This is a genomic window from Salmonella sp. 32082101201600294FB01SM01, from assembly GCF_017572865.1.
Lineage (GTDB): Bacteria > Pseudomonadota > Gammaproteobacteria > Enterobacterales > Enterobacteriaceae > Salmonella > Salmonella enterica.
This window is the reverse complement of record NZ_JAGESB010000004.1, coordinates 354,147-379,778: the sequence shown is the minus strand read 5'-3', so window position 1 is coordinate 379,778 and position 25,632 is coordinate 354,147. Positions and strand designations below refer to the sequence as shown.

General features: G+C 53.5%; 23 protein-coding genes. 16 read left to right on the top strand and 7 right to left on the bottom strand.

The window, feature by feature from the left end:
• Window positions 1-39 precede the first annotated feature (39 nt).
• Genes rnc through acpS form a run of 5 tightly spaced genes read left to right on the top strand, consistent with a single transcriptional unit; the run spans window position 40 to window position 3,485 of the window.
• On the top strand, window positions 40-720 hold the full coding sequence (gene rnc / locus J4645_RS18190) for a ribonuclease III (protein ID WP_001068341.1): 681 nt from the start codon (window positions 40-42) through the stop codon (window positions 718-720).
• Entirely contained in the window at window positions 717-1,622 is a 906-nt protein-coding gene (gene era, locus J4645_RS18185) for a GTPase Era (protein ID WP_000102230.1), read from the top strand. Before rnc ends, era begins: the two co-directional genes overlap by 4 nt.
• An 11-nt stretch (window positions 1,623-1,633) precedes the next feature.
• Window positions 1,634-2,362: a DNA repair protein RecO gene (gene recO / locus J4645_RS18180; RefSeq protein ID WP_000399380.1), complete on the top strand. Its 729-nt coding sequence runs from the start codon at window positions 1,634-1,636 to the stop codon at window positions 2,360-2,362.
• A gap of 11 nt (window positions 2,363-2,373) precedes the next feature.
• Window positions 2,374-3,105, top strand: a complete 732-nt coding sequence (gene pdxJ / locus J4645_RS18175; RefSeq protein WP_000818972.1) for a pyridoxine 5'-phosphate synthase — start codon at window positions 2,374-2,376, stop codon at window positions 3,103-3,105.
• The gene (acpS, locus tag J4645_RS18170) at window positions 3,105-3,485 is read left to right on the top strand and encodes a holo-ACP synthase (protein ID WP_000986043.1); all 381 of its coding nucleotides are present in this window, start codon (window positions 3,105-3,107) and stop codon (window positions 3,483-3,485) included. The genes pdxJ and acpS overlap by 1 nt, the downstream gene beginning before the upstream one ends.
• 111 nt (window positions 3,486-3,596) lie before the next feature.
• Here the strand turns inward: acpS and J4645_RS18165 are convergent, their stop codons facing one another.
• Both J4645_RS18165 and J4645_RS18160 read right to left on the bottom strand, forming a co-directional pair.
• Entirely contained in the window at window positions 3,597-3,857 is a 261-nt protein-coding gene (locus J4645_RS18165; protein ID WP_001196290.1) for a YfhL family 4Fe-4S dicluster ferredoxin, read from the bottom strand.
• 37 nt (window positions 3,858-3,894) lie between these two features.
• Entirely contained in the window at window positions 3,895-4,821 is a 927-nt protein-coding gene (locus J4645_RS18160) for a LysR family transcriptional regulator (protein ID WP_001022462.1), read from the bottom strand.
• A 115-nt stretch (window positions 4,822-4,936) separates the two neighbouring features.
• Here J4645_RS18160 and J4645_RS18155 point away from each other — a divergent pair, with 115 nt between their 5' ends.
• Together J4645_RS18155 and J4645_RS18150 are read left to right on the top strand one after the other, a co-directional pair.
• Complete coding sequence (locus tag J4645_RS18155) at window positions 4,937-6,133, top strand: OFA family MFS transporter (RefSeq protein ID WP_001276368.1); 1,197 nt, start codon at window positions 4,937-4,939, stop codon at window positions 6,131-6,133.
• A gap of 21 nt (window positions 6,134-6,154) precedes the next feature.
• Complete coding sequence (locus J4645_RS18150; RefSeq protein ID WP_000684032.1) at window positions 6,155-7,072, top strand: oxidoreductase; 918 nt, start codon at window positions 6,155-6,157, stop codon at window positions 7,070-7,072.
• Between the two features lie 38 nt (window positions 7,073-7,110).
• Here J4645_RS18150 and J4645_RS18145 read toward each other — a convergent pair whose 3' ends face one another.
• Window positions 7,111-7,959, bottom strand: a complete 849-nt coding sequence (locus J4645_RS18145) for a MurR/RpiR family transcriptional regulator (RefSeq protein ID WP_000995688.1) — start codon at window positions 7,957-7,959, stop codon at window positions 7,111-7,113.
• A gap of 115 nt (window positions 7,960-8,074) precedes the next feature.
• Between J4645_RS18145 and murQ the strand changes: the two genes are divergently transcribed.
• From murQ to tadA, 4 genes are read left to right on the top strand one after another with little or no spacing between them, the layout of a single operon-like run.
• Window positions 8,075-8,968 (top strand): N-acetylmuramic acid 6-phosphate etherase, encoded by an 894-nt coding sequence (gene murQ / locus J4645_RS18140; protein ID WP_001048532.1) that lies wholly within the window; start codon window positions 8,075-8,077, stop codon window positions 8,966-8,968.
• Window positions 8,969-8,978: 10 nt separating this feature from the next.
• Entirely contained in the window at window positions 8,979-10,340 is a 1,362-nt protein-coding gene (locus tag J4645_RS18135) for a PTS transporter subunit EIIC (protein WP_000361660.1), read from the top strand.
• 3 nt (window positions 10,341-10,343) lie between these two features.
• Entirely contained in the window at window positions 10,344-10,979 is a 636-nt protein-coding gene (gene yfhb / locus J4645_RS18130) for a phosphatidylglycerophosphatase C (protein WP_000253558.1), read from the top strand.
• A gap of 24 nt (window positions 10,980-11,003) precedes the next feature.
• The gene (gene tadA / locus J4645_RS18125) at window positions 11,004-11,555 is read left to right on the top strand and encodes a tRNA adenosine(34) deaminase TadA (RefSeq protein WP_001134556.1); all 552 of its coding nucleotides are present in this window, start codon (window positions 11,004-11,006) and stop codon (window positions 11,553-11,555) included.
• A 50-nt stretch (window positions 11,556-11,605) separates the two neighbouring features.
• On the opposite strand, the gene mltF is transcribed toward tadA, so the two are convergent.
• Entirely contained in the window at window positions 11,606-13,150 is a 1,545-nt protein-coding gene (mltF, locus tag J4645_RS18120) for a membrane-bound lytic murein transglycosylase MltF (RefSeq protein WP_000734249.1), read from the bottom strand.
• The gene (locus J4645_RS18115) at window positions 13,151-13,384 is read right to left on the bottom strand and encodes a hypothetical protein (RefSeq protein WP_001543559.1); all 234 of its coding nucleotides are present in this window, start codon (window positions 13,382-13,384) and stop codon (window positions 13,151-13,153) included.
• A gap of 21 nt (window positions 13,385-13,405) precedes the next feature.
• Here J4645_RS18115 and purL point away from each other — a divergent pair, with 21 nt between their 5' ends.
• From purL to glnB, 5 genes are all read left to right on the top strand, one after another.
• Entirely contained in the window at window positions 13,406-17,293 is a 3,888-nt protein-coding gene (gene purL / locus J4645_RS18110; protein ID WP_024147054.1) for a phosphoribosylformylglycinamidine synthase, read from the top strand.
• Window positions 17,294-17,940: 647 nt separating this feature from the next.
• Window positions 17,941-19,371: a two component system sensor histidine kinase QseE/GlrK gene (qseE, locus tag J4645_RS18105; RefSeq protein ID WP_023231178.1), complete on the top strand. Its 1,431-nt coding sequence runs from the start codon at window positions 17,941-17,943 to the stop codon at window positions 19,369-19,371.
• Window position 19,372: 1 nt separating this feature from the next.
• Window positions 19,373-20,137, top strand: a complete 765-nt coding sequence (gene qseG / locus J4645_RS18100) for a two-component system QseEF-associated lipoprotein QseG (RefSeq protein ID WP_076727016.1) — start codon at window positions 19,373-19,375, stop codon at window positions 20,135-20,137.
• A complete protein-coding gene (gene glrR / locus J4645_RS18095) occupies window positions 20,137-21,471 on the top strand; it encodes a two-component system response regulator GlrR (protein ID WP_024131152.1) in 1,335 nt (444 codons plus the stop codon). The genes qseG and glrR overlap by 1 nt, the downstream gene beginning before the upstream one ends.
• Window positions 21,472-21,547: 76 nt before the next feature.
• Window positions 21,548-21,886 carry a nitrogen regulatory protein P-II gene (gene glnB, locus J4645_RS18090; protein ID WP_000717694.1) on the top strand — a complete coding sequence of 113 codons (339 nt, stop codon included), beginning with the start codon at window positions 21,548-21,550 and terminating at the stop codon, window positions 21,884-21,886.
• 48 nt (window positions 21,887-21,934) lie between these two features.
• Here glnB and dtpD read toward each other — a convergent pair whose 3' ends face one another.
• On the bottom strand, window positions 21,935-23,395 hold the full coding sequence (gene dtpD / locus J4645_RS18085) for a dipeptide permease DtpD (RefSeq protein WP_023214580.1): 1,461 nt from the start codon (window positions 23,393-23,395) through the stop codon (window positions 21,935-21,937).
• 55 nt (window positions 23,396-23,450) lie between these two features.
• Window positions 23,451-25,595, bottom strand: a complete 2,145-nt coding sequence (cadA, locus tag J4645_RS18080) for a lysine decarboxylase CadA (RefSeq protein WP_001100652.1) — start codon at window positions 25,593-25,595, stop codon at window positions 23,451-23,453.
• Window positions 25,596-25,632: the final 37 nt, after the last annotated feature.

Here is a 25,632-nt window from a genome sequence, read left to right as displayed (position 1 = left end):
GTGTGCTGGATTGTTGACGCATTCATTTATTGGTATCGCATGAACCCCATCGTAATTAATCGGCTTCAACGGAAGCTGGGCTACACTTTTAATCATCAGGAGCTGTTGCAGCAGGCATTGACTCACCGCAGCGCCAGCAGTAAACATAACGAACGCCTGGAGTTTTTAGGCGATTCAATCCTGAGCTTCGTTATCGCTAACGCGCTTTATCACCGTTTTCCACGGGTGGATGAGGGAGATATGAGCCGTATGCGCGCCACGTTGGTACGTGGTAATACGCTGGCGGAATTAGCCCGTGAGTTTGATTTAGGCGAGTGCCTGCGTTTAGGGCCGGGCGAATTAAAAAGCGGCGGATTCCGTCGGGAGTCCATTCTGGCGGACACCGTGGAAGCGTTAATCGGCGGAGTATTTCTCGATAGCAATATCCAGACCGTCGAGCAGTTAATCCTTAACTGGTATAAAACCCGTCTGGATGAGATAAGTCCGGGCGATAAACAAAAAGATCCTAAAACGCGCTTGCAGGAGTATTTGCAGGGCCGCCATCTGCCGCTGCCATCTTACCTGGTTGTGCAGGTACGCGGCGAGGCGCACGATCAGGAATTTACTATCCACTGCCAGGTCAGCGGCCTGAGCGAACCGGTGGTTGGCACGGGTTCCAGCCGTCGTAAGGCGGAGCAGGCTGCCGCCGAACAGGCGCTGAAAAAACTGGAGTTGGAATGAGCACTGACAAAACTTACTGCGGATTTATTGCCATCGTCGGGCGTCCGAACGTTGGCAAATCCACCTTGCTGAACAAACTGCTTGGGCAGAAGATTTCGATCACTTCCCGTAAAGCGCAGACCACGCGCCACCGCATTGTCGGTATTCATACCGAAGGCCCGTATCAGGCAATCTATGTCGATACCCCGGGACTGCATATGGAAGAAAAGCGCGCCATTAACCGTTTGATGAATAAGGCGGCGAGCAGTTCGATTGGCGACGTTGAGCTGGTGATTTTCGTTGTGGAAGGCACCCGTTGGACGCCGGACGACGAAATGGTCCTGAACAAACTGCGCGATGGCAAAGCGCCGGTTATTCTCGCCGTTAACAAGGTGGATAACGTGCAGGAAAAAGCCGATTTGCTGCCGCACCTCCAGTTCCTGGCAAGCCAGATGAACTTTCTTGATATCGTACCGATCTCTGCTGAAACGGGTATGAACGTCGATACCATTGCCGGTATCGTGCGTAAACATTTACCGGAAGCTATTCACCACTTCCCGGAAGATTACATCACCGATCGCTCTCAGCGCTTTATGGCGTCTGAAATCATCCGTGAAAAGCTGATGCGTTTTCTCGGCGCCGAGCTGCCGTATTCCGTTACCGTTGAGATTGAACGTTTTGTTACCAACGAACGCGGCGGCTATGATATCAACGGGCTGATCCTCGTCGAGCGCGAAGGGCAGAAGAAGATGGTGATTGGCAACAAAGGTGCCAAAATCAAAACCATTGGTATTGAAGCGCGTAAAGACATGCAGGAGATGTTTGAAGCGCCGGTACACCTGGAATTGTGGGTGAAAGTGAAATCCGGCTGGGCCGATGACGAACGCGCTCTGCGCAGTCTCGGTTACGTAGACGATCTGTGAGTTAACACCGCGTGGAAGGGTGGCAGCGCGCATTTGTTCTGCACAGTCGCCCCTGGAGCGAAACCAGCCTGATGCTGGACGTCTTCACGGAAGAATCGGGGCGCGTGCGCCTTGTCGCCAAAGGCGCGCGATCTAAACGTTCCAATCTGAAAGGCGCGTTACAGCCTTTCACGCCGTTATTGCTACGCTACAGCGGACGCGGCGAGGTGAAAACCCTGCGCAGCGCCGAGGCAGTTTCTCTGGCGCTGCCGTTAAGCGGTATTACGCTCTATAGCGGCCTGTATATCAACGAACTCCTCTCTCGCGTACTGGAATATGAAACGCGCTTCTCCGAACTCTTTTTTGATTATCTGAACTGTATTCAGGCGCTGGCGGGAACCACCGGCTCGCCTGAACCGGCGTTGCGACGTTTCGAACTGGCGTTGCTGGGACATCTGGGGTATGGCGTCAATTTCACCCACTGTGCAGGCAGCGGCGAACGGGTGGATGACACCATGACCTACCGTTACCGCGAAGAAAAAGGCTTTTTCGCCAGCGTCGTCATCGATAACAACACCTTTACCGGACGGCACCTGAAAGCGCTGGAGGCGCGGGAATTCCCGGATGTAGATACCCTGCGTGCCGCTAAACGCTTTACCCGTATGGCATTAAAGCCGTATCTTGGGGGAAAACCGTTAAAAAGCCGGGAGCTGTTCCGGCAATTTATGCCCAAACGCACAGTAAAAACGAAGAAAGATTAACGAGGATTGTCATGGCTGAATTACTGTTAGGCGTCAATATTGACCACATTGCCACGTTACGTAATGCGCGCGGCACCGACTATCCGGATCCGGTACAGGCGGCGTTTATTGCTGAACAGGCAGGCGCGGACGGCATTACCGTACACCTGCGCGAAGATCGTCGCCACATTACCGATCGCGATGTGCGCATTCTGCGTCAGACGCTGCATACGCGTATGAATCTGGAGATGGCGGTGACCGAAGAGATGCTGGCGATCGCCGTAGAAACCAGGCCGCATTTCTGTTGTCTGGTGCCGGAAAAACGCCAGGAAGTCACCACCGAAGGCGGTCTGGATGTGGCCGGACAGCGCGATAAAATGCGTGATGCCTGTGCGCGCCTGGCGGCGGCTGGCATCCAGGTTTCGCTCTTTATCGATGCCGATGAAACGCAAATCAACGCGGCGGCGGAAGTCGGCGCGCCGTTTATCGAAATCCATACCGGCTGCTACGCCAACGCAGAAACCGATGCGGAACAGGCAAAAGAGCTGGCGCGTATTGCCAGCGCCGCGACCCTGGCGGCTCGCCTGGGGCTAAAAGTAAATGCGGGTCATGGCCTGACCTACCATAACGTCAAAGCTATTGCCGCGCTGCCGGAAATGCACGAACTTAATATCGGTCATGCCATTATTGGTCGGGCGGTGATGACGGGCCTGAAAGAGGCGGTGGCTGAAATGAAACGTTTGATGCTGGAAGCGCGCGGCTAATGGCGATTCTCGGCCTGGGAACGGATATTGTAGAGATTGCCCGCATTGAGGCAGTGATCTCCCGTTCCGGCGAACGTCTGGCAAGGCGTGTGCTCAGTGACAACGAGTGGGCTATCTGGGAGACGCATCAGCAGCCGGTGCGTTTTCTCGCCAAGCGTTTTGCGGTCAAAGAGGCGGCAGCGAAAGCTTTTGGCACCGGCATCCGCAACGGTCTGGCGTTTAATCAGTTCGAAGTGTTTAACGATGAGCTGGGAAAACCACGTTTGCGGCTGTGGGGCGAGGCGTTAACGCTGGCGGAAAAACTCGGTGTGGCGCACATGCATGTCACGTTGGCCGATGAACGCCATTACGCCTGCGCTACGGTCATTCTGGAAAGTTAGATTTGCCGGATGGCGGCGTAAACACGTTATCTGACCTACAGGCCGATATATTGTCGGCCTGATAAGCATAGCGCCATCAGGCATTGTTGCGTTGGAAGTGCGTTAACCCGCTTACAGTTTATCTGCGTGATGCATCAGAACAAACTTATCCCACAACTGTTCTTCGCTTTCGACATGGGCGGGATCCTGCAAAATCGTATTGGGGATTGGGCAGACTTTCTGACAGGTCGGCGTTTCGTAATGGCCTACACACTCGGTGCATTTGTCGCTGTTAATCTCATAAATGCTGTCGCCCATTGAAATCGCCTCATTCGGGCACTCCGGCTCGCACATATCGCAATTGATACATTTTTTGGTGATTAACAGCGCCATCAGGAAATTCTCAGAAACAACACAAATCGGGCGGGCATTATACGCCTATTTTCTGCTCGGGCCAGCTCTTTTCTGGCGCTGATTTGTTATCTACAGTGTAAAAATTTTTGATCTGCTTGAGCAGGCAGATGGTTGCGTTATCCAGTGAAAGGTCATTACTGTGCACCAGCATGACAGGAATAAAGAATGCGGGGATGCCCAGTGAAACCAGGCGAACATTTTTGGGTGTCGATAAATGGGTTAGCGAGCGGGTAATAAATGCGATGCCAATCTGCGCTTCGGCATACTCAAGGCATGAGTAGTGGTTATCCAGTTCGCAGATGACGTTAGGAACGACTTTGCGGTTATTAAATTCAGTGGTGATGATTCCTCTTAATAGCAGAGAGTCATTAAGCACGATAATGGGTTGGTCGTTTAAATCTTTTAAATGCAGACGTTCGCGTGTCGCCAGAGGATGAGAAAGTGGGATTGCAGCGATAATTTCATCTTCAAACAGCATGGTCGAGCTTAGCTGGGCAGGGAGCGCTATTCGATAAACAATGCCAATATCAACGGCGCTATCCGTCAGCTTTTTAATGGTTTGCTCAGTTGAGAACTCTTTAACATTTAAAGATATTTCCGGATGGTGCGCCATAAAGTTGCGAAAAGCGGGCAGGACCAGGTAGCTGCCTGACACCCCGATTGAAATAGTATCGCGCTGTTGATCTTGATAGGGAAGAAGTTCATTTTCTGCATTTTTTAAATCCAGCATTATTTTGTTAGCGTGTCGTTGCAAAATAATACCTGCTTTTGTTAATTTAATTCCTCTACCTTTTCGCTTAAATAATATTGTCTTAAGTGATGACTCAAGTTGTTTGATTTGCTGACTTAATGATGGCTGAGTGATAAACAGGCGACTGGCTGCCCGACCATAATGTAATTCATCACACAATATCAGGAAGGAATGTAGTTGTTTGATATTCATTAAAATTTAATGCCAATCGATTGGGTTTTGTTATAACGATTATAAAAAATACCAAATTGTTTGCCTATTTTGCTTTTTTTAAACTGTGATCAGTGCATTTTAAAAAGGGAAAATTATGTCGGCATCAATCAACCGCTGGGGAATGCTTGCCGCTCACGTGTGCATCAATTTTGTGCTCGGGGGCGTCTACGCATTTAGCTATTTCAAAACACCACTCATGGCGCAATATCATTGGGATCCGGCTACGCTGGCGTTAGCATTCTCTATCAACATGGGGATCATTCCTTTACCGATGATTTGGGGCGGGAGAATGATCGACAATGGTAAAGGAAAGCAGGCGATAGTTATCGGCGGTATCCTGTTTTCTTTAGGTTTTATCTTGTCCGGGTTTGTGGATAATTTGCCCATGCTGTTTTTAACCTACGGCGTCATTGCCGGGTTGGGATCGGGCCTGGCTTTTACGGGTAATCTTAATAATATTCTGAAATTTTTCCCCGACCGTCGCGGTCTGGCCAGCGGTATCGTACTGGCGGGTGTTGGCGTCGGGACGCTACTTTGCACCCGCCTGGCCGAATATTTTATGGCGCAAACTCACGATGTTAGTCGGGCGTTGTTATATCTGGGTATTGTTTATCTGGTGGTTATTTTTATCGTCCAGTTCTTTATTCGTAGCGCGCCAGCAAAAGATAGCGGAGGAATTAAAGCATCGCCAATGGATAAAAACTATCGGCACATGCTGAAAGATCTGCGCTTCTGGCTGTTGTTTATGATTCTGGCGCTGGGCGTGTTCTCTGGGATGGTAATTAGCTCAAGCTCTGCGCAAATTGGTATGACGCAGTACGGTTTACTGTCCGGTGCATTAGTCGTTAGCCTGGTATCGATATTTAACTCAATTGGTCGCCTGTTCTGGGGAGGGTTAACCGATAAATTAGGCGGCTACAATACTCTGGTTATCGTTTATCTTTTTACCTGCGTCTGCATGCTGCTATTGTTGTTCTTCAACGGTAATACTTCGGTATTCTATTTCAGCGCTCTGGGCGTGGGCTTTGCTTATGCCGGTATATTAGTTATCTTCCCTGGCTTGACCAGCCAGAATTTTGGTATGCGTAACCAGGGACTAAACTACGGCTTTATGTATTTTGGTTTTGCCGTCGGTGCGGTTATTGCTCCTTACGTCACGTCCGCTATTGCAAAATATACCGGAAGCTACAATACGGTATTTATTTTGACAACGGTGCTATTGCTTATTGGAGTCGTGTTGACCCTGATAACGAAGAAATATGTCGCAACGGTTTTAGCCAAAATTCATTAATCAGATAATAAGGAAATAAAAATGAAAATTGCAATCGCAGGTGCAGGCGCTATGGGATGTCGTTTTGGCTATATGCTGCTGGAGGCCGGGCACGACGTGACGCTTATCGATAGCTGGCAGGAGCATGTTGACGCTATTCGTAGCAAGGGGTTGTTTGTCGAAACGGAAACGACTCAGAAGTATTACCCCATCCCTGCTATGTTGGCTGATGAATCCCAGGGGGAGTTTGAGCTGGTTATTCTGTTTACCAAAGCCATGCAGCTGGATAGCATGTTACAGCGTATTAAGCCATTACTGCCAGCCGCGAAAGTAGTGATGATTTTATCTAACGGCCTGGGAAATATCGAAACGCTGGAGAAATATGTCGATCGGCAGAAAATCTATGCGGGTGTGACGTTATGGTCCAGCGAACTGGAGGGGGCTGGGCATATTATGGCCACCGGTACCGGAACGATTGAACTGCAGCCGATTGCCAGCCATGATTCGGCTCAAGAGGCTAAGGTCATTGCCACCCTTAATAGCGCTGGATTGAATGCTGAAATAAGCCCTGACGTATTATTATCGATCTGGAAGAAAGCAGCCTTTAATAGCGTAATGAACACCTATTGCGCGCTACTGGATTGTAATGTCGGCGGATTTGGTCAGCGGCCTGGTGCTTTAGATTTAGCGCAAGCGGTAGTTGATGAGTTTGTGTTAGTTGCTGCCAGCCAGAATATTCCGTTGACTGAGCAAATGGTGATGAATACGGTGAAGAAAGTGTTCGATCCGCGTGAGAGCGGCCACCACTATCCTTCTATGCATCAGGATTTACATAAAGGCCGACTGACCGAAATCGACTATTTAAATGGTGCGATTGCGCGAATCGGCGCTCAGAACAATATTGCCGTACCGGTTAACAAACTCCTGACGCAATTGATTCACGCTAAAGAAGCGCAATAAACTTGATGGCTCTTCTGCATGAGGCGGAAGAGCCATTTTCAAACCAGTTTTTTTACCAGCGCCTCGCTATGGCGAATACGCTCCGGCGCCCGCTCTAAATCCTGTTGTACCAGCGCCATAAACAGTAAGTCGGTCAACATCATTTGCGCATGTGTCGAGGAGATAGCGGCGCTGCGCGTCGCCTGCTCTTCAGCAATCGTATACAGACAGCGGGTGGCGCGCTGCTGCAAGGCGTTGGGAGAAAAACCGGTAATGGCCAGGATCTTCGCGCCTGCGCGTAATGTTTCGTCCGCCGCCAGGTTCAGCTCGCGCCGTTCCCCGGAATAAGAGATCGCCAGCAGCAGATCCTCCGGCGCCAGCGCCTGCACCGTCGCCAGCAGGGCGTGCATATCGCGCTCAACCACCGCGTTAATGCCAATCTTCAGTAGCTTCCAGGCAAAATTTTGCGCCACCAGCCCAGAGGCGCCAATCCCGGTGGTCACAATACGGCGGGCGTGGCGCAGCATCGTGACGCTTTCTAACAGCTTTTCTTCACTGTTAACGTCCAGCGTGGCGTGCATCGCCGCCACATTCTCTTTAATTAATTTTTCCCCGACCAGGCGCATCGGATCGTCGCCGCGAATATGGTTATGAACGGGAACGGAATGCGGATTAGGATTGCTGGCCAACGCTTCGCTGATAGCCAGTTTCAATGCAGGAAACCCTTTAAACCCCAGTTTTTGCGCGAACTTGACTACGCTGGATTGGCTGACGCCCGCTTCGGCCGCCAGTTGCTGCGAGCTCAGATGCCGCGCCGTATCCGGTTGCGCGAGCAGATAATCCGCCAGTTTCCTGTCGCTTTGCGCGAGATCCGGATAACGCTGGCGAATACGAATCAAACAGTTCATGGGCAGCTCCTGCGAAACGTGATGGCGACGACAAAACGAAATTTCACTCGCCTGGGGGAATATTCTATTCCATCATGGACGCTTATTATGAATTAAAAATTCCAGAGGGACAAAAATGAATCTTGGTACCTTAGTGTCTGAAACCCGTAACCCGCAAACGATGGATCTGGATGCGTTGCCTACTCCTGAATTAGTTAAGCGTTTTAATGAACAGGATACGCGGGTAGCGGAAGCAGTAAAAGCCACTCTGCCTGACGTCGCGCGTGCGGTGGATGCCGCAGCGGCGGCGCTGAAGGCTGGCGGACGTATCATCTATATGGGCGCGGGCACCAGTGGTCGGCTTGGCGTACTGGATGCCTCAGAATGCCCCCCGACGTTTGGCGTTCCGCACGGTCTGGTCGTCGGACTGATTGCCGGCGGGCCGGGCGCGTTGTTGAAAGCGGTCGAAGGCGCGGAAGACAGCCAACAGGCAGGCGAAGACGATCTTGTCGCGCTAAATCTGCAAGAACAGGATCTGGTCGTGGGGCTCGCGGCGTCGGGTCGTACACCCTATGTGATTGGCGGCCTGCGCTATGCGCGACAGTCCGGTTGTACCACTGTTGCCGTCTCCTGTAATCCAGATTCGCCTATTGCGCGGGAGGCTAATATCGCTATTTCGCCCGTTGTCGGGCCGGAAGCGCTTACCGGCTCCACGCGGCTGAAATCCGGCACCGCGCAGAAAATGGTGCTCAATATGATTTCTACCGGCGCGATGGTGAAGTTCGGCAAGGTCTATCAAAACCTGATGGTGGATATGAAAGCCACCAACGTCAAACTGGTCGATCGCGCGTGTCGGATGGTCGTTGAAGCGACCGGGATAGGTCGTGAAGAGGCGGAAACGTTGCTGAAACAGACCGATTTTGAGGTTAAGCCCGCCATTTTGATGGCGCTTACGGGGCTGGATGCTGCAGCCGCCAGGGAAAAACTCGCTGCTCATCAGGGCTTTTTAAGGGCGGCGTTAGAACACTAAAGAGGTGTGTATGGATAAGACGGCAGCGCTCGCCAGCGACATTTTACGTGGTATCGGCGGAGAGCAAAATATTCTGCGCCTGGAAAACTGTATGACGCGAGTCAGGGTGGAGGTACAGGACGACAGCCAACTGGATATTCCGCGCTTAAAAGCGTTGCCTGGCGTCAGTGGATACGTAAAGCAAGGGGAGCAACATCAGCTGATCGTTGGGCCGGGGAAGGCTGCACAGGTGGTTGATGCGATGCGCGTGCAGATTGCCGCAGGTGGTGTAAAGCCGGATGACGCTATGGCGCGTACCAAATCCGAGGCGAAAGCGAAGTATAAAGCGCCGATGAGCGATGCGTTGCGTAAGCTGGCGAATGTTTTTATTCCGCTTATCCCCGCCTTTATCGCATCCGGCTTGATTACCGGCATTATCAACATTCTTAAACGTCCGGATATCGTCGGCGACGTTGCCGTCCACTATCCTAACCTGCTGGGCCTGATGGGGATATTTGGCAGCGCGGTGTTCGCTATCATGAACATTCTGGTTGGCGTCAATACCGCGAAAGTCTTTGGCGGATCGCAGGCGTTAGGCGGCGTGATGGCGGGGATCCTTTCCAGCCCGCAACTGGCGCAGATTACGCTCTTTGGCGAGGCGCTTCAGCCGGGACGGGGCGGCGTCATCGCCGTCCTGCTGGTGGTGGCGTTAATGTGCTGGATTGAGCGCCAGTTCCGTAAGCTGCTGCCGGGGTCGCTGGAGTTAATTCTTAACCCTTTATTGACGACTGTTATCACCGGCGCGGTAGCGATTGTCGCTCTGCAACCGCTTGGCGGCTGGATTTCAGACGCTATCGCTCACGGCGCGTCCTGGGCTATCGATCGCGGCGGTTTTCTGGTGGGCGCGGTGTTAGCCGGAACCTTCCTGCCGTTGGTACTGACCGGGCTACATCAGGGGCTGGTGCCTATTCATGTGGAGCTGGTGCAAGCGCACGGCTATAACGCGTTGTTTCCCATCCTGGCGATGGCGGGCGTTGGTCAGATAGGCGCGGCCATTGCCGTACTGATGAAAACCCGCAATGCGCGACTCAAAAAGGTGATTAAAGGCGCGCTTCCGGTCGGACTGCTGGGAATTGGCGAGCCGCTGATTTTTGGCGTCACGCTGCCATTGGGTAAGCCATTTATTGGCGCTTGCCTCGGCGGCGCGGTAGGCGGGGCGTTGATCAGCTACTGGAAAGTGGCGACGGTAATTACCTTTGGTATTTCCGGTTTGCCGCTGGCATTAACAATTGTTGCCGGAAAAGTCCTGTTCTATCTGTTAGGCTATTTAATAGCGGTAATTGCCGGGTTTATTTTTACCTGGCTGCTGGGGTTCAATGATCCAGAGGAGTAAGGTTTGGTCAGCCACGAGCGTCGTGTCGTCTTTTTTGATTTGGATGGAACGTTACATCAACAGGATATGTTCGGCAGTTTTCTGCGTTATTTGCTGCGCCGTCAGCCGCTAAATGCGCTGCTCGTACTGCCGTTGTTGCCCATTATCGGTATCGGTTTACTGGTAAAAGGGCGTGCGGCCCGCTGGCCGATGAGTCTGTTATTGTGGGGCTGTACTTTTGGCCATAGCGAAACGCGTTTGCAGGCGCATCAGGCGGATTTTGTCCGTTGGTTTCGCGCTAACGTCACGGCGTTTCCGGTTGTACAGGAGCGTCTGACCACCTATCTATTGAGCTCTGACGCGGATATCTGGCTTATTACCGGTTCTCCGCAATCATTGGTAGAGCAAGTCTATTTTGATACGCCGTGGTTGCCGCGCGTTAACCTCATCGCCAGCCAGATGGCGCGACGGTATGGCGGCTGGGTATTAACCGTGCGCTGTCTGGGCCATGAAAAAGTCGCGCAACTGGAACGTAAAATCGGTACGCCGTTGCGTCTTTATAGCGGCTACAGCGACAGCAAACAGGATAACCCGCTGCTTTATTTTTGCCAGCATCGCTGGCGGGTGACGCCGCACGGCGAGCTGCAGCAGCTCGAATAGTGAAACGCATAGCGTCTGTGTATAATGCCGCCCGCTTTCATTACCGGAGTTATCTCTTTGTCTGATGTCGAATTAGATCACGAATACTGGATGCGCCACGCGCTGACGCTGGCGAAACGCGCCTGGGACGAACGCGAGGTTCCGGTTGGCGCGGTATTGGTGCATAACCATCGTGTCATTGGCGAAGGCTGGAACCGACCCATTGGCCGCCACGATCCTACTGCGCATGCTGAAATAATGGCGCTGCGTCAGGGAGGTCTGGTATTGCAGAATTACCGGTTACTGGATACCACGCTGTATGTCACGCTGGAACCCTGTGTGATGTGCGCAGGCGCTATAGTGCATAGCCGCATTGGACGCGTTGTCTTTGGCGCGCGCGATGCAAAAACCGGCGCGGCCGGATCGCTAATTGATGTGCTGCACCATCCGGGAATGAATCACCGGGTCGACATTATTGAAGGGGTGCTGCGCGATGAATGTGCGACGCTGCTCAGTGATTTTTTCCGTATGCGTCGTCAGGAAATTAAAGCCCTGAAGAAAGCCGACCGTGCGGAAGGCGCGGGGCCGGCAGTATAGCGCAATGCCGGATAAGACGTTGCGCGTCGCCATCCGATAAGACCATCGCACTATTTTTCTTCTTTCTTCTGCGGCGTAAACAGTAAAGACGGCGAATGCGTCAGGTAGCCTGATGACTGCGATAAAAACGACAGGAGGGGGAAGGGCGCTTTATTCAGCTCCTCCGGCGACACCGCCGGGTAATCCTGCGCCAGTTTCATGGCTTCCGCTTCCTGCTTTTCTTTTTCCTGCAAATACCCCACTAAACTTATCTGGTATTTACGGATATTTTCCACATAAGCATAAGCCTCATGTCCACGCGCGTAACCGTAGGTTAGCTTACTGTAATACGGTTTTTGGCTTAACAGAGGCAAACGCTGCTTCACATCGGTCCAGCTATCCGGATTGCCTTTGGTTTTTACCGTCAGCGATCTGGCATCGAGCATGTGCGCATAACCCATATTGTAGGCGGCTAAGGCAAACCAGATACGCTCGTCTTCCGGAACGGTTTCGGGAACTTTAGCCATCATATCTTCAAGATAGCGAGCGCCGCCGCTGATGCTTTGCTCCGCATCGGTACGGTCGGTCAGCCCCAGACTTTGGGCGGTATTTTTAGTCAGCATCATCAGGCCGCGCACGCCGGTTGGCGAGGTCGCCAGCGGATCCCAGTGCGATTCCTGATAAGAAATCGCCGCCAGCAGGCGCCAGTCTATCTCTTTGGCATATTTTTTAAATAACGGTTCCAGCTCCGGCAGGACGTTATCCACCGCTCGCAGGAAAGAGCGGGTATCAACGTAGTCGAAATCATCGCCATGTCCCAGATATTTCTCTTCGATCCGCGCCAGAGAACCGTCTTCATTGATCGAATTGAAAAAATCGAGCAGCGCGGCGGAGAGCGTATTATCGTCGTCCAGTCGGCTAAACCAGGTCACGGGCTGTTCATCCGTGACATCCAGCGCCACGGCCAGCTCGGGATGAACGCGCTGAAACAGACTGATCGCCACTGAATCGGCAATGGTGTAATCCAGTTTGCCGCTGATGACCTCTTCCAGCAGCGTCGTCGAGCCTTTTTTATCATCCACTTTCCAGCTCAGGTCGGGAAACTTTGTCTCTTTTAAACGCTGTAAATCATTGACCACGACGTGCCCTGGCGCAATGGTAAGCTGATTCTCGTTAACGGTCGCCAGCGAGCGTGGGCGATATTGTCCGACCCGGTAGACGAGCTGTTGCGAAACTGAATAATACATGGGGCCGGGCTGATAGTTTTTAACGCGTGCGCTGTCGTAGACCAGCCCAGCCGCGAGCAGGTCGGCATTGCCGTTATCCAGATCGTCAAACAACTGGCTGATATTCTGGCGCACCGTCACTTTCAGCTTCACGCCGAGATAGTTGGCGAACTGCTGCGCCAGTTCATAGTCCAGACCATATTTTTTACCGTTGATAACGGAATAGGTTAATGGCGAGTCGATCGTACTGACGCGCAGTACCCCCCGGGCTTGAATCGCGGCGATATGGTTTTCGGTTTTACCGAACCAGGGGATTGAGGGCCAAAGGGCTGCTGCCAGCAGCAGCGTCAATATGCCGATGAACAGATAATTAATCTTTAATTTTTTCAATTAGTTAATTCTCTGGATCGTGCGTTGCCTCGGGCTGAAAAAGATGTTTTGCTGCAATAGATAAGTCATTAATGAGCGGCATTTTGCGTAACAATGCGCCAGTTGGCAACTTATTCGCAACGATAGCCGCACCGTATGACAAGAAAAAGCGGTGATTTTATTTATACGCAAACGGTTTCGTCGGCGCGTCAGATTCTTTATAATGACGGCCGTTTCCCCCCTTGCGCACACCAAAGCTTAGAAGACGAGAGACTTATGATGGAAATTCTGCGTGGTTCGCCTGCACTGTCTGCATTCCGTATCAATAAACTGCTGGCGCGCTTTCAGGCTGCCAACCTCCAGGTCCACAATATATACGCTGAGTATGTCCATTTTGCTGACCTGAACGCCCCGTTAAATGATAGCGAGCAGGCGCAGCTTACCCGTCTGCTGCAATACGGCCCGGCGCTTAGCAGCCATACGCCGGCGGGTAAACTCCTGTTGGTCACACCGCGTCCTGGTACCATCTCCCCCTGGTCTTCAAAAGCAACGGATATCGCCCACAACTGCGGCCTGCAACAGGTTGATCGGCTGGAGCGCGGCGTAGCGTACTATATCGAGGCTTCGACGTTGACGGCGGAACAGTGGCGACAAGTGGCCGCAGAGCTGCACGACCGTATGATGGAGACGGTGTTCTCTTCTTTAACCGATGCGGAAAAACTGTTTATCCACCATCAGCCTGCGCCGGTTTCCAGTGTCGATCTGCTGGGAGAAGGCCGTCAGGCGTTAATTGACGCCAACCTGCGTCTCGGTCTGGCGCTGGCGGAAGATGAAATCGACTATTTGCAGGAGGCGTTTACCAAACTGGGGCGCAACCCGAACGATATCGAATTGTACATGTTCGCCCAGGCGAACTCCGAGCACTGCCGCCACAAGATTTTTAACGCCGACTGGATTATCGACGGTAAACCGCAGCCGAAGTCGCTGTTTAAAATGATTAAAAACACCTTCGAAACCACGCCGGACTATGTGCTCTCTGCCTATAAAGACAATGCCGCGGTGATGGAAGGATCTGCGGTGGGGCGCTACTTCGCCGACCACAATACCGGCCGTTACGATTTTCATCAGGAGCCCGCGCACATTTTGATGAAGGTCGAAACGCATAACCACCCAACCGCCATCTCTCCGTGGCCGGGGGCGGCGACCGGTTCCGGCGGCGAAATTCGTGATGAAGGCGCCACCGGGCGTGGCGCGAAACCAAAAGCCGGGCTGGTGGGCTTCTCCGTTTCCAACCTGCGTATTCCGGGCTTTGAACAGCCGTGGGAAGAGGATTTTGGCAAGCCGGAACGTATTGTCACCGCGCTGGATATCATGACCGAAGGTCCGCTGGGCGGCGCGGCGTTTAACAACGAATTTGGTCGCCCGGCGCTGACCGGTTACTTCCGTACTTATGAAGAGAAAGTGAACAGCCACAACGGCGAAGAGCTGCGCGGCTACCATAAGCCGATCATGCTGGCGGGCGGGATCGGTAATATCCGCGCCGATCACGTGCAGAAAGGCGAGATCGTCGTCGGCGCGAAGCTGATCGTCCTTGGCGGCCCGGCGATGAATATCGGCCTCGGCGGCGGCGCGGCATCGTCAATGGCTTCCGGCCAATCTGACGCTGACCTCGACTTTGCTTCCGTACAGCGCGACAACCCGGAAATGGAACGCCGCTGCCAGGAGGTGATCGACCGCTGCTGGCAGTTGGGCGACGCCAACCCAATCCTGTTTATCCATGATGTGGGCGCGGGCGGTCTCTCCAATGCGATGCCGGAGCTGGTGAGCGACGGCGGGCGCGGCGGGAAGTTCGAACTGCGCGACATTCTTAGCGACGAGCCGGGCATGAGCCCGCTTGAAATCTGGTGTAACGAATCCCAGGAGCGCTATGTGCTGGCGGTCGCGGCTGACCAGTTGCCGCTGTTCGACGAACTGTGTAAGCGCGAACGCGCGCCGTATGCGGTCATTGGCGACGCTACCGAAGAACAGCATCTCTCGTTGCATGATAACCATTTCGACAATCAGCCGATCGACCTACCGCTGGATGTCCTGCTGGGCAAAACGCCGAAAATGACCCGCGATGTGCAAACATTGAAGGCGAAAGGCGATGCGCTGAACCGCGCGGATATCACGATTACCGACGCGGTAAAGCGTGTTCTGCATCTGCCGACCGTGGCGGAAAAAACCTTCCTTGTCACTATTGGCGACCGTACCGTCACCGGTATGGTGGCGCGTGACCAGATGGTTGGCCCGTGGCAGGTCCCGGTGGCTGACTGCGCGGTCACTACCGCCAGCCTCGACAGCTACTACGGCGAAGCGATGTCGATTGGCGAGCGCGCGCCGGTGGCGCTGCTGGACTTTGCCGCCTCCGCCCGTCTGGCCGTCGGTGAAGCGTTGACTAACATTGCCGCGACGCAGATTGGCGATATCAAGCGCATCAAACTTTCCGCTAACTGGATGGCGGCAGCCGGTCATCCTGGCGAAGATGCCGGTTTGTATGACGCGGTTAAAGCGGTGGGAGAGGAACTCTGTCCGCAGCTTGGCCTGACGATTCCGGTGGGCAAAGATTCGATGTCGATGAAAACCCGCTGGCAGGAAGGCAACGAACAGCGCGAAATGACCTCGCCGCTGTCGCTGGTGATTTCCGCGTTTGCCCGCGTGGAAGACGTGCGTCACACCCTTACGCCGCAGCTGTCAACGGAAGATAACGCCTTGTTGCTGATCGATCTTGGCAAGGGCCACAACGCGCTGGGTGCAACGGCGCTGGCGCAGGTCTATCGTCAGCTTGGCGACAAACCCGCGGACGTGCGTGACGTCGCGCAACTGAAAGGCTTCTATGACGCCATGCAGGCGCTGGTCGCTGCGCGTAAATTACTGGCCTGGCACGACCGTTCCGACGGCGGTCTGCTGGTGACGCTGGCCGAGATGGCCTTTGCCGGCCACTGCGGCGTGCAGGTCGATATCGCCGCGCTGGGCGATGACCATCTGGCCGCACTGTTCAACGAGGAGCTGGGCGGCGTGATTCAGGTACGCGCTGAAGACAGAGACGCGGTCGAAGCGCTGTTGGCGCAGTACGGCCTTGCTGACTGCGTCCACTACCTTGGTCAGGCTCTGGCTGGCGATCGCTTTGTAATTACCGCTAATGATCGGACGGTATTCAGCGAAAGCCGTACTACGCTGCGTGTCTGGTGGGCGGAAACCACCTGGCAGATGCAGCGTCTGCGCGACAATCCGCAATGTGCCGACCAGGAACACGAGGCGAAAGCGAATGATGCCGATCCGGGCCTCAACGTGAAGCTGTCGTTTGATATTAATGAAGATATCGCCGCGCCGTACATTGCGACAGGCGCACGACCGAAAGTCGCTGTCCTGCGCGAGCAGGGGGTGAACTCTCACGTGGAGATGGCGGCGGCGTTCCATCGTGCGGGCTTTGACGCGATTGACGTCCATATGAGCGACCTGCTGGGCGGTCGTATCGGTCTGGGTAACTTCCACGCTCTGGTGGCTTGCGGCGGCTTTTCCTACGGCGACGTGCTGGGGGCGGGCGAAGGCTGGGCGAAATCCATTCTGTTTAACCATCGGGTGCGCGACGAATTCGAAACCTTCTTCCATCGTCCGCAGACGCTGGCGCTTGGGGTGTGCAACGGTTGTCAGATGATGTCGAATCTGCGCGAGCTGATCCCGGGCAGCGAACTGTGGCCGCGTTTTGTACGTAACCATTCTGACCGCTTCGAAGCCCGCTTCAGCCTGGTGGAAGTGACGCAAAGCCCATCGCTGCTGCTGCAAGGAATGGTAGGCTCACAGATGCCGATTGCGGTTTCCCATGGGGAAGGGCGCGTTGAGGTGTGTGACGATGCGCATCTTGCCGCGCTTGAGAGCAAAGGCCTGGTCGCCCTGCGCTATGTAGACAATTTCGGCCACGTGACCGAAACCTATCCGGCTAACCCGAACGGTTCGCCGAACGGCATCACGGCGGTGACGACCGAAAACGGTCGGGTGACGATTATGATGCCGCATCCGGAACGCGTATTCCGCACCGTCGCCAACTCCTGGCACCCGGAAAACTGGGGCGAGGATAGCCCGTGGATGCGTATCTTCCGTAATGCGCGTAAGCAGCTTGGTTAATTAGCCCGATAGCCATTAAGCCCCTCTTCACGAGGGGCTTTTTGTAGACGACGCTTATCAGGCCCACGGAGAAGCGCGGTTGTAGCTACCGTCTTGAACGTCAAGCGGTAGGCCGGATAAGGCGTTTACGCCGCCATCCGGCAATAAACTAGTGCTTATGCCGCAAGATTAAAGTGTCGGGAAATCCCGACATGAGTGGAGGTAGGCTGTCGCCAAAAAGAGACACTTAACCATTTGATTTAAAATGATTTTGTTTTTAGGTGTTGCGAGTGTTGCTGATTGGCGACAGAAAGGGCAAAAAACAGGCAGAGCCATTTTTAGCATGAATAACGATATTTTTCATATCTATCATTGTGTTAACAAAGTCTTTTGAATGTTGGCACAATTACTGCATAATAGTAACCAGTGGCTCATTCACCTTCTTATGTCAGCCCCTTAGGGACGCGCTACATAAACTTCGAATGACGCACAACAAGGTGCCTGCCGTCCAACTTCTGATAATAGCGTAGCTTTATCAACCTCCGGGCGAAACGTCGAGTTAGGCACCGCCTTATTCCATAACAAAGCCGGGTTTAGCCCGGCTTTGTTGTATCTGGCGCTCCCCTCGGTTAGCATCTTTTTTATTCTTCTTTTATGTGAGCGACACGTTGAAGCGCTGGTCTGTTTTCCCCCGTTCTTTACGACAATTGGTCATGCTGGCCTTTTTGCTGATCCTGCTGCCGTTGCTGGTTCTGGCCTGGCAGGCGTGGCAAAGCCTTAACGCGTTAAGCGATCAGGCTGCGGTGACTAACCGCAGCACGCTTATTGACGCCCGGCGCAGCGAGGCGATGACCAACGTCGCGCTGGAGATGGAGCGAAGCTACCGACAGTATTGCGTGCTTGACGATCCGACGCTGGCAAAAGTGTATCAAAGCCAGCGTAAGCGCTATAGCGATATGCTGGACGCCCATGCCGGCGTCTTGCCGGATGATAAGTTGTATCAGGCGTTACGCCAGGATTTAAACGCGCTGGCGCAATTGCAGTGTAAAGATAGCGGCCCGGAAGCGGCAGCGGCCGCGCGTCTGGAGGCCTTTGCCAACGCTAATACGGAAATGGTGCAGGCGACGCGTACTGTGGTTTACTCGCGCGGGCAGCAGTTACAACAAGAAATCGCCGAGCGCGGACAATTTTTCGGCTGGCAGGCGCTGGTGCTATTTCTGGTGAGCCTGGCGATGGTGCTACTTTTTACCCGCATGATTATCGGGCCGGTGAAAGGAATTGAACGGATGATTAATCGCCTGGGCGAAGGCCGTTCTTTGGGGAATACCGTCACCTTTACCGGTCCGCGTGAATTACGATCGGTGGGGCAGCGCATTATCTGGCTGAGTGAGCGTCTGGCGTGGCTGGAATCCCAGCGCCATCAGTTTCTACGTCACTTGTCCCATGAGCTGAAAACTCCGCTGGCTAGTATGCGCGAGGGGACAGAGCTGCTGGCCGATCAGGTGGTTGGGCCGCTGACGCCGGAGCAAAAAGAGGTGGTCGATATTCTGGATGACAGCAGTCGTAATTTACAAAAATTGATTGAGCAATTGCTTGATTACAACCGGAAACTGGTAGACAGTGCCACAGAGCTGGAATCGGTCGATATCGCGCCGCTTGTGGATATGGTGGTTTCCGCCCACAGTTTGCCTGCCCGCGCTAAAATGATGCATACCGATGTCGACCTGAAGGCCGAACGCTGCATAGCAGAGCCCATGTTGCTGATGAGCGTGCTGGATAATCTCTATTCCAACGCGGTGCACTATGGCGCTGAATCCGGTAACATTTGTATCCGTAGTCGCTCTCAGGGCTCCACGGTTTATATCGATGTGGTTAATAGCGGCGAACCGATTCCGCAAACCGAAAGAGAAATGATTTTTGAGCCTTTTTTCCAGGGAAGCCACCAGCGAAAAGGGGCGGTAAAAGGCAGTGGGTTAGGGCTGAGTATCGCCAGAGATTGTATTCGCCGAATGCAGGGAGAGATCCAACTGGTGGATGACAAAGCGCAGGAAGTCTGTTTTCGCATCTCGCTGCCATTGCCTGCATCTGACAAACACTAATATGAATTTAAGCCTGGTGCGTATGTCACACGTTTTAGTCCAAACTATTAAACGATGCCTTTTGCGGTGGGGAATACCGGTGGGCATATCGTGTCTGGCGCTGACCGCATGTGTTCCCCATGCTTCACAGCAACTGCCCGGTAGCGCAGCGCAGGACACGCTCCCCCATTATCAACTGGCGGATTATCTCCCGACGGCGTGCGCGGATATCTGGTCGCTACGCGGGCAGGCGGTGGAGACGAATCCGCTGTACTGGCTACGCACGATTGACTGCGCCGATCGTCTGATGCCGGTTCAGTCGCGCGCAGAGGCGCGCGCGTTGACGGATGATAACTGGCAGAATGCCTTCAGGCGCGGGATCTTACTGGCGGATGCAAAAATTACGCCGCCGGAGCGGCGCGCCATAGTGACCCGTCTGGAGGCGTTAAGCGCGCAAATACCGGCTCAGGTACGGCCCGTCTACCAAATCTGGCATGACGGTCAGGCGCTGCAATTAGCGCTTTCTGCCGAACGTCAGCGTTATAGCAAACTCCAGCAAACGTCAGATAGTGAGCTGGATGCGCTGCGCCAGCAGCAACAGGCCTTGCAAACGCAGCTCGATCTTACCACCCGTAAGCTGGAGAGTTTAACCGATATTGAGCGCCAGCTTTCGACACGAAAACCGGCAGGGAATTACAACGCCGATACGCCGCATACCAATGACAAACCCGCGACGTCTGAAGATGGCGCGGCGCCGTCGCCGTCACAAGATGAGGTAACGCCATGATAAGCCGTAAACCGGCGCACCTGTTGCTGGTCGATGACGATCCCGGATTACTGAAATTGCTCGGTATGCGCCTGACCAGTGAAGGATACAGCGTCGTGACCGCAGAGAGCGGCCAGGAAGGACTGCGGGTACTGCATCGGGAAAAAGTGGATTTGGTAATAAGCGACCTGCGCATGGACGAAATGGATGGTATGCAACTGTTCACAGAAATTCAGAAAGTACAGCCGGGAATGCCGGTTATCATTCTGACGGCGCATGGTTCTATTCCGGATGCGGTGGCCGCTACCCAGAAAGGCGTATTCAGCTTTTTGACGAAGCCGATCGACAGAGACGCGTTATATAAAGCGATAGATGAAGCGCTGGAGCAGTCCGCTCCCGCGACGGACGATAGCTGGCGCAACGCTATCGTTACCCGTAGCCCGCTGATGCTGCGACTGCTTGAACAGGCGCGCATGGTCGCGCAGTCGGATGTCAGCGTATTGATTAACGGACAAAGCGGTACCGGAAAAGAGATTTTCGCACAGGCGATTCATAATGCCAGCCCGCGCAATAACAAGCCGTTTGTCGCCATCAACTGCGGCGCGTTGCCGGAACAGTTGCTGGAGTCCGAATTATTCGGCCATGCGCGCGGCGCCTTTACCGGCGCAGTGAGCAATCGTGAAGGGTTGTTCCAGGCGGCGGAAGGCGGCACGCTATTTCTGGATGAAATTGGCGATATGCCCGCGCCGTTACAGGTGAAGCTGCTGCGGGTGTTACAGGAGCGCAAAGTCAGGCCGCTGGGCAGCAATCGCGATATTGATATAGACGTGCGAATTATTTCCGCGACGCACCGCGATCTGCCGAAGGCGATGGCGCGGGGCGAATTTCGTGAAGATTTGTACTACCGGCTGAATGTCGTGAGTCTGAAAATTCCGGCGCTGGCGGAGCGTACCGAAGATATTCCGCTGCTGGCTAATCATCTGCTCAGACAGTCGGCACAGCGGCATAAACCGTTTGTTCGCGCCTTTTCTACTGATGCAATGAAACGGCTGATGACGGCAAGCTGGCCGGGCAACGTGCGCCAACTGGTCAACGTCATTGAACAATGCGTGGCGTTAACCTCTTCGCCGGTGATCAGCGATGCGTTGGTCGAACAGGCGCTGGAAGGCGAAAACACCGCGCTGCCAACTTTTGCCGAAGCGCGAAACCAATTTGAACTGAACTATCTGCGCAAGTTACTGCAAATTACCAAAGGTAACGTGACGCACGCGGCAAGGATGGCGGGGCGCAACCGCACGGAATTCTATAAGCTACTCTCCCGTCACGAACTGGATGCGAATGATTTCAAAGAGTAGTTTTCATGCCGTAAAGTAGCGCGAAATATGTTACGTTTAACCGATCAAAACACAGGCGACCTTTTCAAGGAATAGCATGAAAAAGATTGATGCGATTATTAAACCCTTCAAGCTGGACGATGTCCGTGAAGCGCTGGCCGAGGTAGGTATTACCGGCATGACGGTCACTGAAGTCAAAGGCTTTGGCCGTCAAAAAGGCCACACCGAGCTGTATCGCGGCGCGGAATATATGGTGGATTTTCTGCCGAAGGTAAAAATTGAAATCGTTGTGCCTGACGACATCGTGGATACCTGTGTTGACACCATCATTCGTACCGCGCAGACGGGGAAAATCGGCGATGGTAAGATCTTTGTCTTTGATGTCGCCCGCGTTATTCGTATCCGTACTGGCGAAGAAGACGACGCGGCTATCTGATGTGCCGATTCGCTGCCCGTCTCCTCCTTGTGGGCAGCGAACCACCGTTTAATCGCCCTGCGGTAGCGCCGATGTAGTCCGGGTGCAAATCCATCTCAGGCCGACAATGGCGACGATCAGCGCCACGCAACTTAGCGTCCACTCGCCCATTTGCGAGAAAAAGTGTCCGTAGGCGGCTACCGCCGTATCACTAATTTGCGATTCCGTGGTTTGTTGCGCGACGACGCCAGCCAGCCAGTTAGCGACCGCGCCGGTCGCCAGCATATAAATACCGGTCAGCACGCCCGTGACGCCAGGCAGGTTGAGGCGGGTAATTTGCGCCATCGCGACCGGATCAATAAACAGCTCCGCAAAGCCCATCAGCGCCAGCCCTGCGATCATCATTCCCATTGATGCCTGCCCGTCTAACCGGGCCTGATGCGCGTTTAGCGCCAGCAGCATAAAACCGCCGCCCATTAATACCAGCCCCACGGCAAATTTAAGCCAGACGCGCAGCACCGAGCGGGCGCTCTCTTTCGGGCTGCTCAGCCACGCCAGCACCACGCCCGCCGCCATCACCGCAATCGCATTGACCGACTGGAACAATGCGGTGGGGACGGTCATGTTCAGCCAGTGGCGGTTGACAAAACGGTCGATGAATAAACTGATCGAACTTCCGCCCTGCTGCGCCAGAACCCAGAAGAGAGTGCCGGTGATCATTAACAGAACGATTTGCCACAAGGCGCGACGGTGTTCGGGAAATTTAACCATAATACGGGCGATAAGTTGCGCCGCGAAGACGCAGACAATGGCCAGCACATAGCCAGACCAGTTATTTTCCAGCAGGAGGGTGAAGAATACCGGCGCGATACACAGCATTAATACCAGCCAACCCCAGGTTGGAAGGGCGAATTTAACCGCCCGCAGCGCGGGGCGATTAACACCGCGCGTCTGCTGAAAGTGGCGATGACCGCTTAAAAAGATGAGCAGGCCGATGAACATTCCCACGCCCGCCAGCGCAAAGCCGACATGCCAGCCATACCACTGCGCCGCCAGACCACAGGCGATCGGCGCGGCTATCGATCCAATATTCCCGGCGGCGTAGAGCAGCGAGAATCCCCCGTCGCGGCGGTTGTCATCAGGGGCGTAAAGTTCGCCCAGCAGACAGCTAATATTGGATTTAAACAAGCCGTAGCCGCAGATAATAATGGCCAGCGCCGCATATAAACTCAGCGTTGAATCAGATTCTAAGCCCAATACCACATGACCCAGCGTCATCAATAAGGCGCCGGTGATAACCGCCACGCGGTTGCCAAGCAGGCGGTCGGCAAGCCAGCCGCCAAGAATAGGGGTAACGTAAACTAAAGAGGCGTAGGCGCTGAAGAGGTTGATCGCGTGGCTGTCATTAAAACCAAGCTGGTGGGTAAGATAAAGGATGAGTAAGGCACGCATGCCGTAAAAGCTGAAGTATTCCCAAATTTGAATCGCCACGATGTAAAAAATCGCGCGCGGTTGTGAGGGTGTTTTCATAAAGTCTCCTTGCTGCGTGAAAAAAGGGAAGTGGCAAGCCACTTCCCTTTGGTACTTATTTCGTATTTTCTTTCAGCACCTTAACGGTGTAACGTCCGTCTGCCTGACGATAGGCGCCGTGGATATCGGTTTCGAAGCCCGGATAGTGGGCGCCGATTTCGCACAGCATTTGCAGGAATTCCAGTACCGGACGGCTTTCCTCGGTGATCATTTCACCTGGCATCACCAGCGGCACTCCCGGAGGGTAAGGAAGGATCATGTTGGCGTTGACGCGACCAACCATCTCTTCAAGATACACCTCTTCCGTTTCGCCATGCAGCTCTTTCTGGAACGCAGTATACGGCGTCATCACCATTTTCGGCAGCACTTCAAACGCACGGTACATTAAGTCCGGCAGATTATGATGTTCGACCAGTTTATGAATATTCTGCGCCAGTTCCTGGATGCGCATATTTTCATAAAACTCAGGCGCTTCGCGGTACAGTGCCGGCAGAATGTTTTTGACGCGCAGGTTCAGGTCAAAGGCGCGTTTAAATTCAGTGAGCGCGCGCAGCAGGCTCAGAGCTTTGGTTTTGTCGATACCAATGCTGAACAGGAACAGCAGGTTGTATGGACCGGTTTTTTCTACGATGATGCCACGTTCATCGAGATATTTGGCGACCAGACTTGCCGGAATACCGAACTCATCCATCGTACCGTCTTTTTTCATCCCCGGCGTCAGGATAGTGACTTTGATCGGGTCGAGGTACATGTGTTCGTTATCGATATTTTTGAAGCCATGCCATGCGCTATCTGAACGCAGCGGCCAGCACTCAGCCCCATCGATATGTTCCGGCTGCCATACGTCAAAGAACCAGCCGTCGGATTCGCTTTTCAGGCGTTTAATTTCTTTACGGAATTTAATCGCACGTTCAATAGAACCGTTAATCAGGCGTTTACCCGCATTACCTTTCATCATCGCCGCTGCGGTTTCAGTAGACGCTACGATACCGTAGTGCGGAGAAGTGGTGGTATGCATCATGTAGGCTTCGTTAAAGGTTTCTTCGTTAATGTCGCCTTTAACATGAATCATGGATGCCTGTGAAAACGCCGCCAGCAGTTTATGCGTGGACTGGGTTTCATAAATGATTTTGCCTTCTACACGGTCGCCGCTCATACCGCATTTACCCTGATAAATAGGGGAGAAATTGGTATAAGGCACCCAGGCGGAGTCAAAATGAATGGACTTCACATCCAGAGTTTTCTTGATGTAGTCAGTGTTATACAACAAACCGTCATAGGTTGAGTTAGTAATAACAGCATGGACCGGCCAGGTTGCGTTAGGCGTCTCTTTTACCCGTTTAGCGATAGTGGCGTGCTGGAACTCGCTTTGCGGAATACCGCCAAGAATACCGTAGGCGTTACGGGTTGGGCGGAAATAAATCGGCGTAATGTCGCTCATCATCATCAGATGGGTCAGCGATTTATGGCAGTTACGGTCAATCAGTACCGTGCTGCCTGCCGGCGCGGAGTACATACCGACGATTTTGTTCGCCGTAGAGGTGCCGTTCGTCACCATGTAGCTACGTTCGGCGTTAAAGACGCGGGCGATATACTCTTCCGCTTCTTTATGCGGGCCGGAGTGGTCCAGCAGCGAACCCAGTTCGGAAACGGAAATCGAAATATCGGATTTCATCGTGTTCGGGCCGAAGAAATCATAAAAGATGCTGCCGACGGGGCTTTTCTGGAAAGCGGTCCCGCCCATGTGGCCAGGCGTACAGAAAGTATATTTCCCTTCGCGCACATATTTGAACAACGCTTTTGTCAGCGGCGGCAGAATATTGTCGATGTATTCATCGGTATTCTGGCGAATTTTCGCCGCGATATCGGCTGCGGCGCCTAAAGCATATTCAAAGAAGCGAACCTGCATTCTCAGATCGTTGAGGCTGACGTCCAGCGTAGAGTAGCTGTTGGCGAAGGCGTACAGCGGCATATACTCGTTCAGCTTGCTAATCTCTTCGCAAAGCTCAAGGTTATATTTATCCCAGTCGAAAATGACGCCGCAAAGGCGGGAGTTATTTTCAATCAGCTTCAGCAGGTCTTCTCGGTCGTTTGGATAGACGATACGGAAATTTAAACCTTCCAGTGCACGATGCAGTTCACGAATAGGCTCTTCTTTAAAGTAGACGCCCATGTGGTTCATGATAGCAATAACGTTCATAGTCTTGTTCCTGGTAAAGTGGGCCCCTCCCGCTACG

Excerpts from the sequence above, each read along its gene's own strand:
- rnc (WP_001068341.1), top strand. The coding sequence starts at position 40 with ATGAACCCCATCGTAATTAATCGGCTTCAACGGAAGCTGGGCTACACT.
- J4645_RS18135 (WP_000361660.1), top strand. The coding sequence starts at position 8,979 with ATGGATAAGACGGCAGCGCTCGCCAGCGACATTTTACGTGGTATCGGC.
- J4645_RS18145 (WP_000995688.1), bottom strand. The coding sequence starts at position 7,959 with ATGAACTGTTTGATTCGTATTCGCCAGCGTTATCCGGATCTCGCGCAA.
- pdxJ (WP_000818972.1), top strand. The coding sequence starts at position 2,374 with ATGGCTGAATTACTGTTAGGCGTCAATATTGACCACATTGCCACGTTA.
- J4645_RS18150 (WP_000684032.1), top strand. The coding sequence starts at position 6,155 with ATGAAAATTGCAATCGCAGGTGCAGGCGCTATGGGATGTCGTTTTGGC.
- era (WP_000102230.1), top strand. The coding sequence starts at position 717 with ATGAGCACTGACAAAACTTACTGCGGATTTATTGCCATCGTCGGGCGT.
- tadA (WP_001134556.1), top strand. The coding sequence starts at position 11,004 with ATGCCGCCCGCTTTCATTACCGGAGTTATCTCTTTGTCTGATGTCGAA.
- J4645_RS18165 (WP_001196290.1), bottom strand. The coding sequence starts at position 3,857 with ATGGCGCTGTTAATCACCAAAAAATGTATCAATTGCGATATGTGCGAG.
- J4645_RS18160 (WP_001022462.1), bottom strand. The coding sequence starts at position 4,821 with ATGAATATCAAACAACTACATTCCTTCCTGATATTGTGTGATGAATTA.
- J4645_RS18155 (WP_001276368.1), top strand. The coding sequence starts at position 4,937 with ATGTCGGCATCAATCAACCGCTGGGGAATGCTTGCCGCTCACGTGTGC.
- cadA (WP_001100652.1), bottom strand. The coding sequence starts at position 25,595 with ATGAACGTTATTGCTATCATGAACCACATGGGCGTCTACTTTAAAGAA.
- dtpD (WP_023214580.1), bottom strand. The coding sequence starts at position 23,395 with ATGAAAACACCCTCACAACCGCGCGCGATTTTTTACATCGTGGCGATT.
- qseG (WP_076727016.1), top strand. The coding sequence starts at position 19,373 with ATGAATTTAAGCCTGGTGCGTATGTCACACGTTTTAGTCCAAACTATT.
- acpS (WP_000986043.1), top strand. The coding sequence starts at position 3,105 with ATGGCGATTCTCGGCCTGGGAACGGATATTGTAGAGATTGCCCGCATT.
- murQ (WP_001048532.1), top strand. The coding sequence starts at position 8,075 with ATGAATCTTGGTACCTTAGTGTCTGAAACCCGTAACCCGCAAACGATG.
- purL (WP_024147054.1), top strand. The coding sequence starts at position 13,406 with ATGATGGAAATTCTGCGTGGTTCGCCTGCACTGTCTGCATTCCGTATC.
- glnB (WP_000717694.1), top strand. The coding sequence starts at position 21,548 with ATGAAAAAGATTGATGCGATTATTAAACCCTTCAAGCTGGACGATGTC.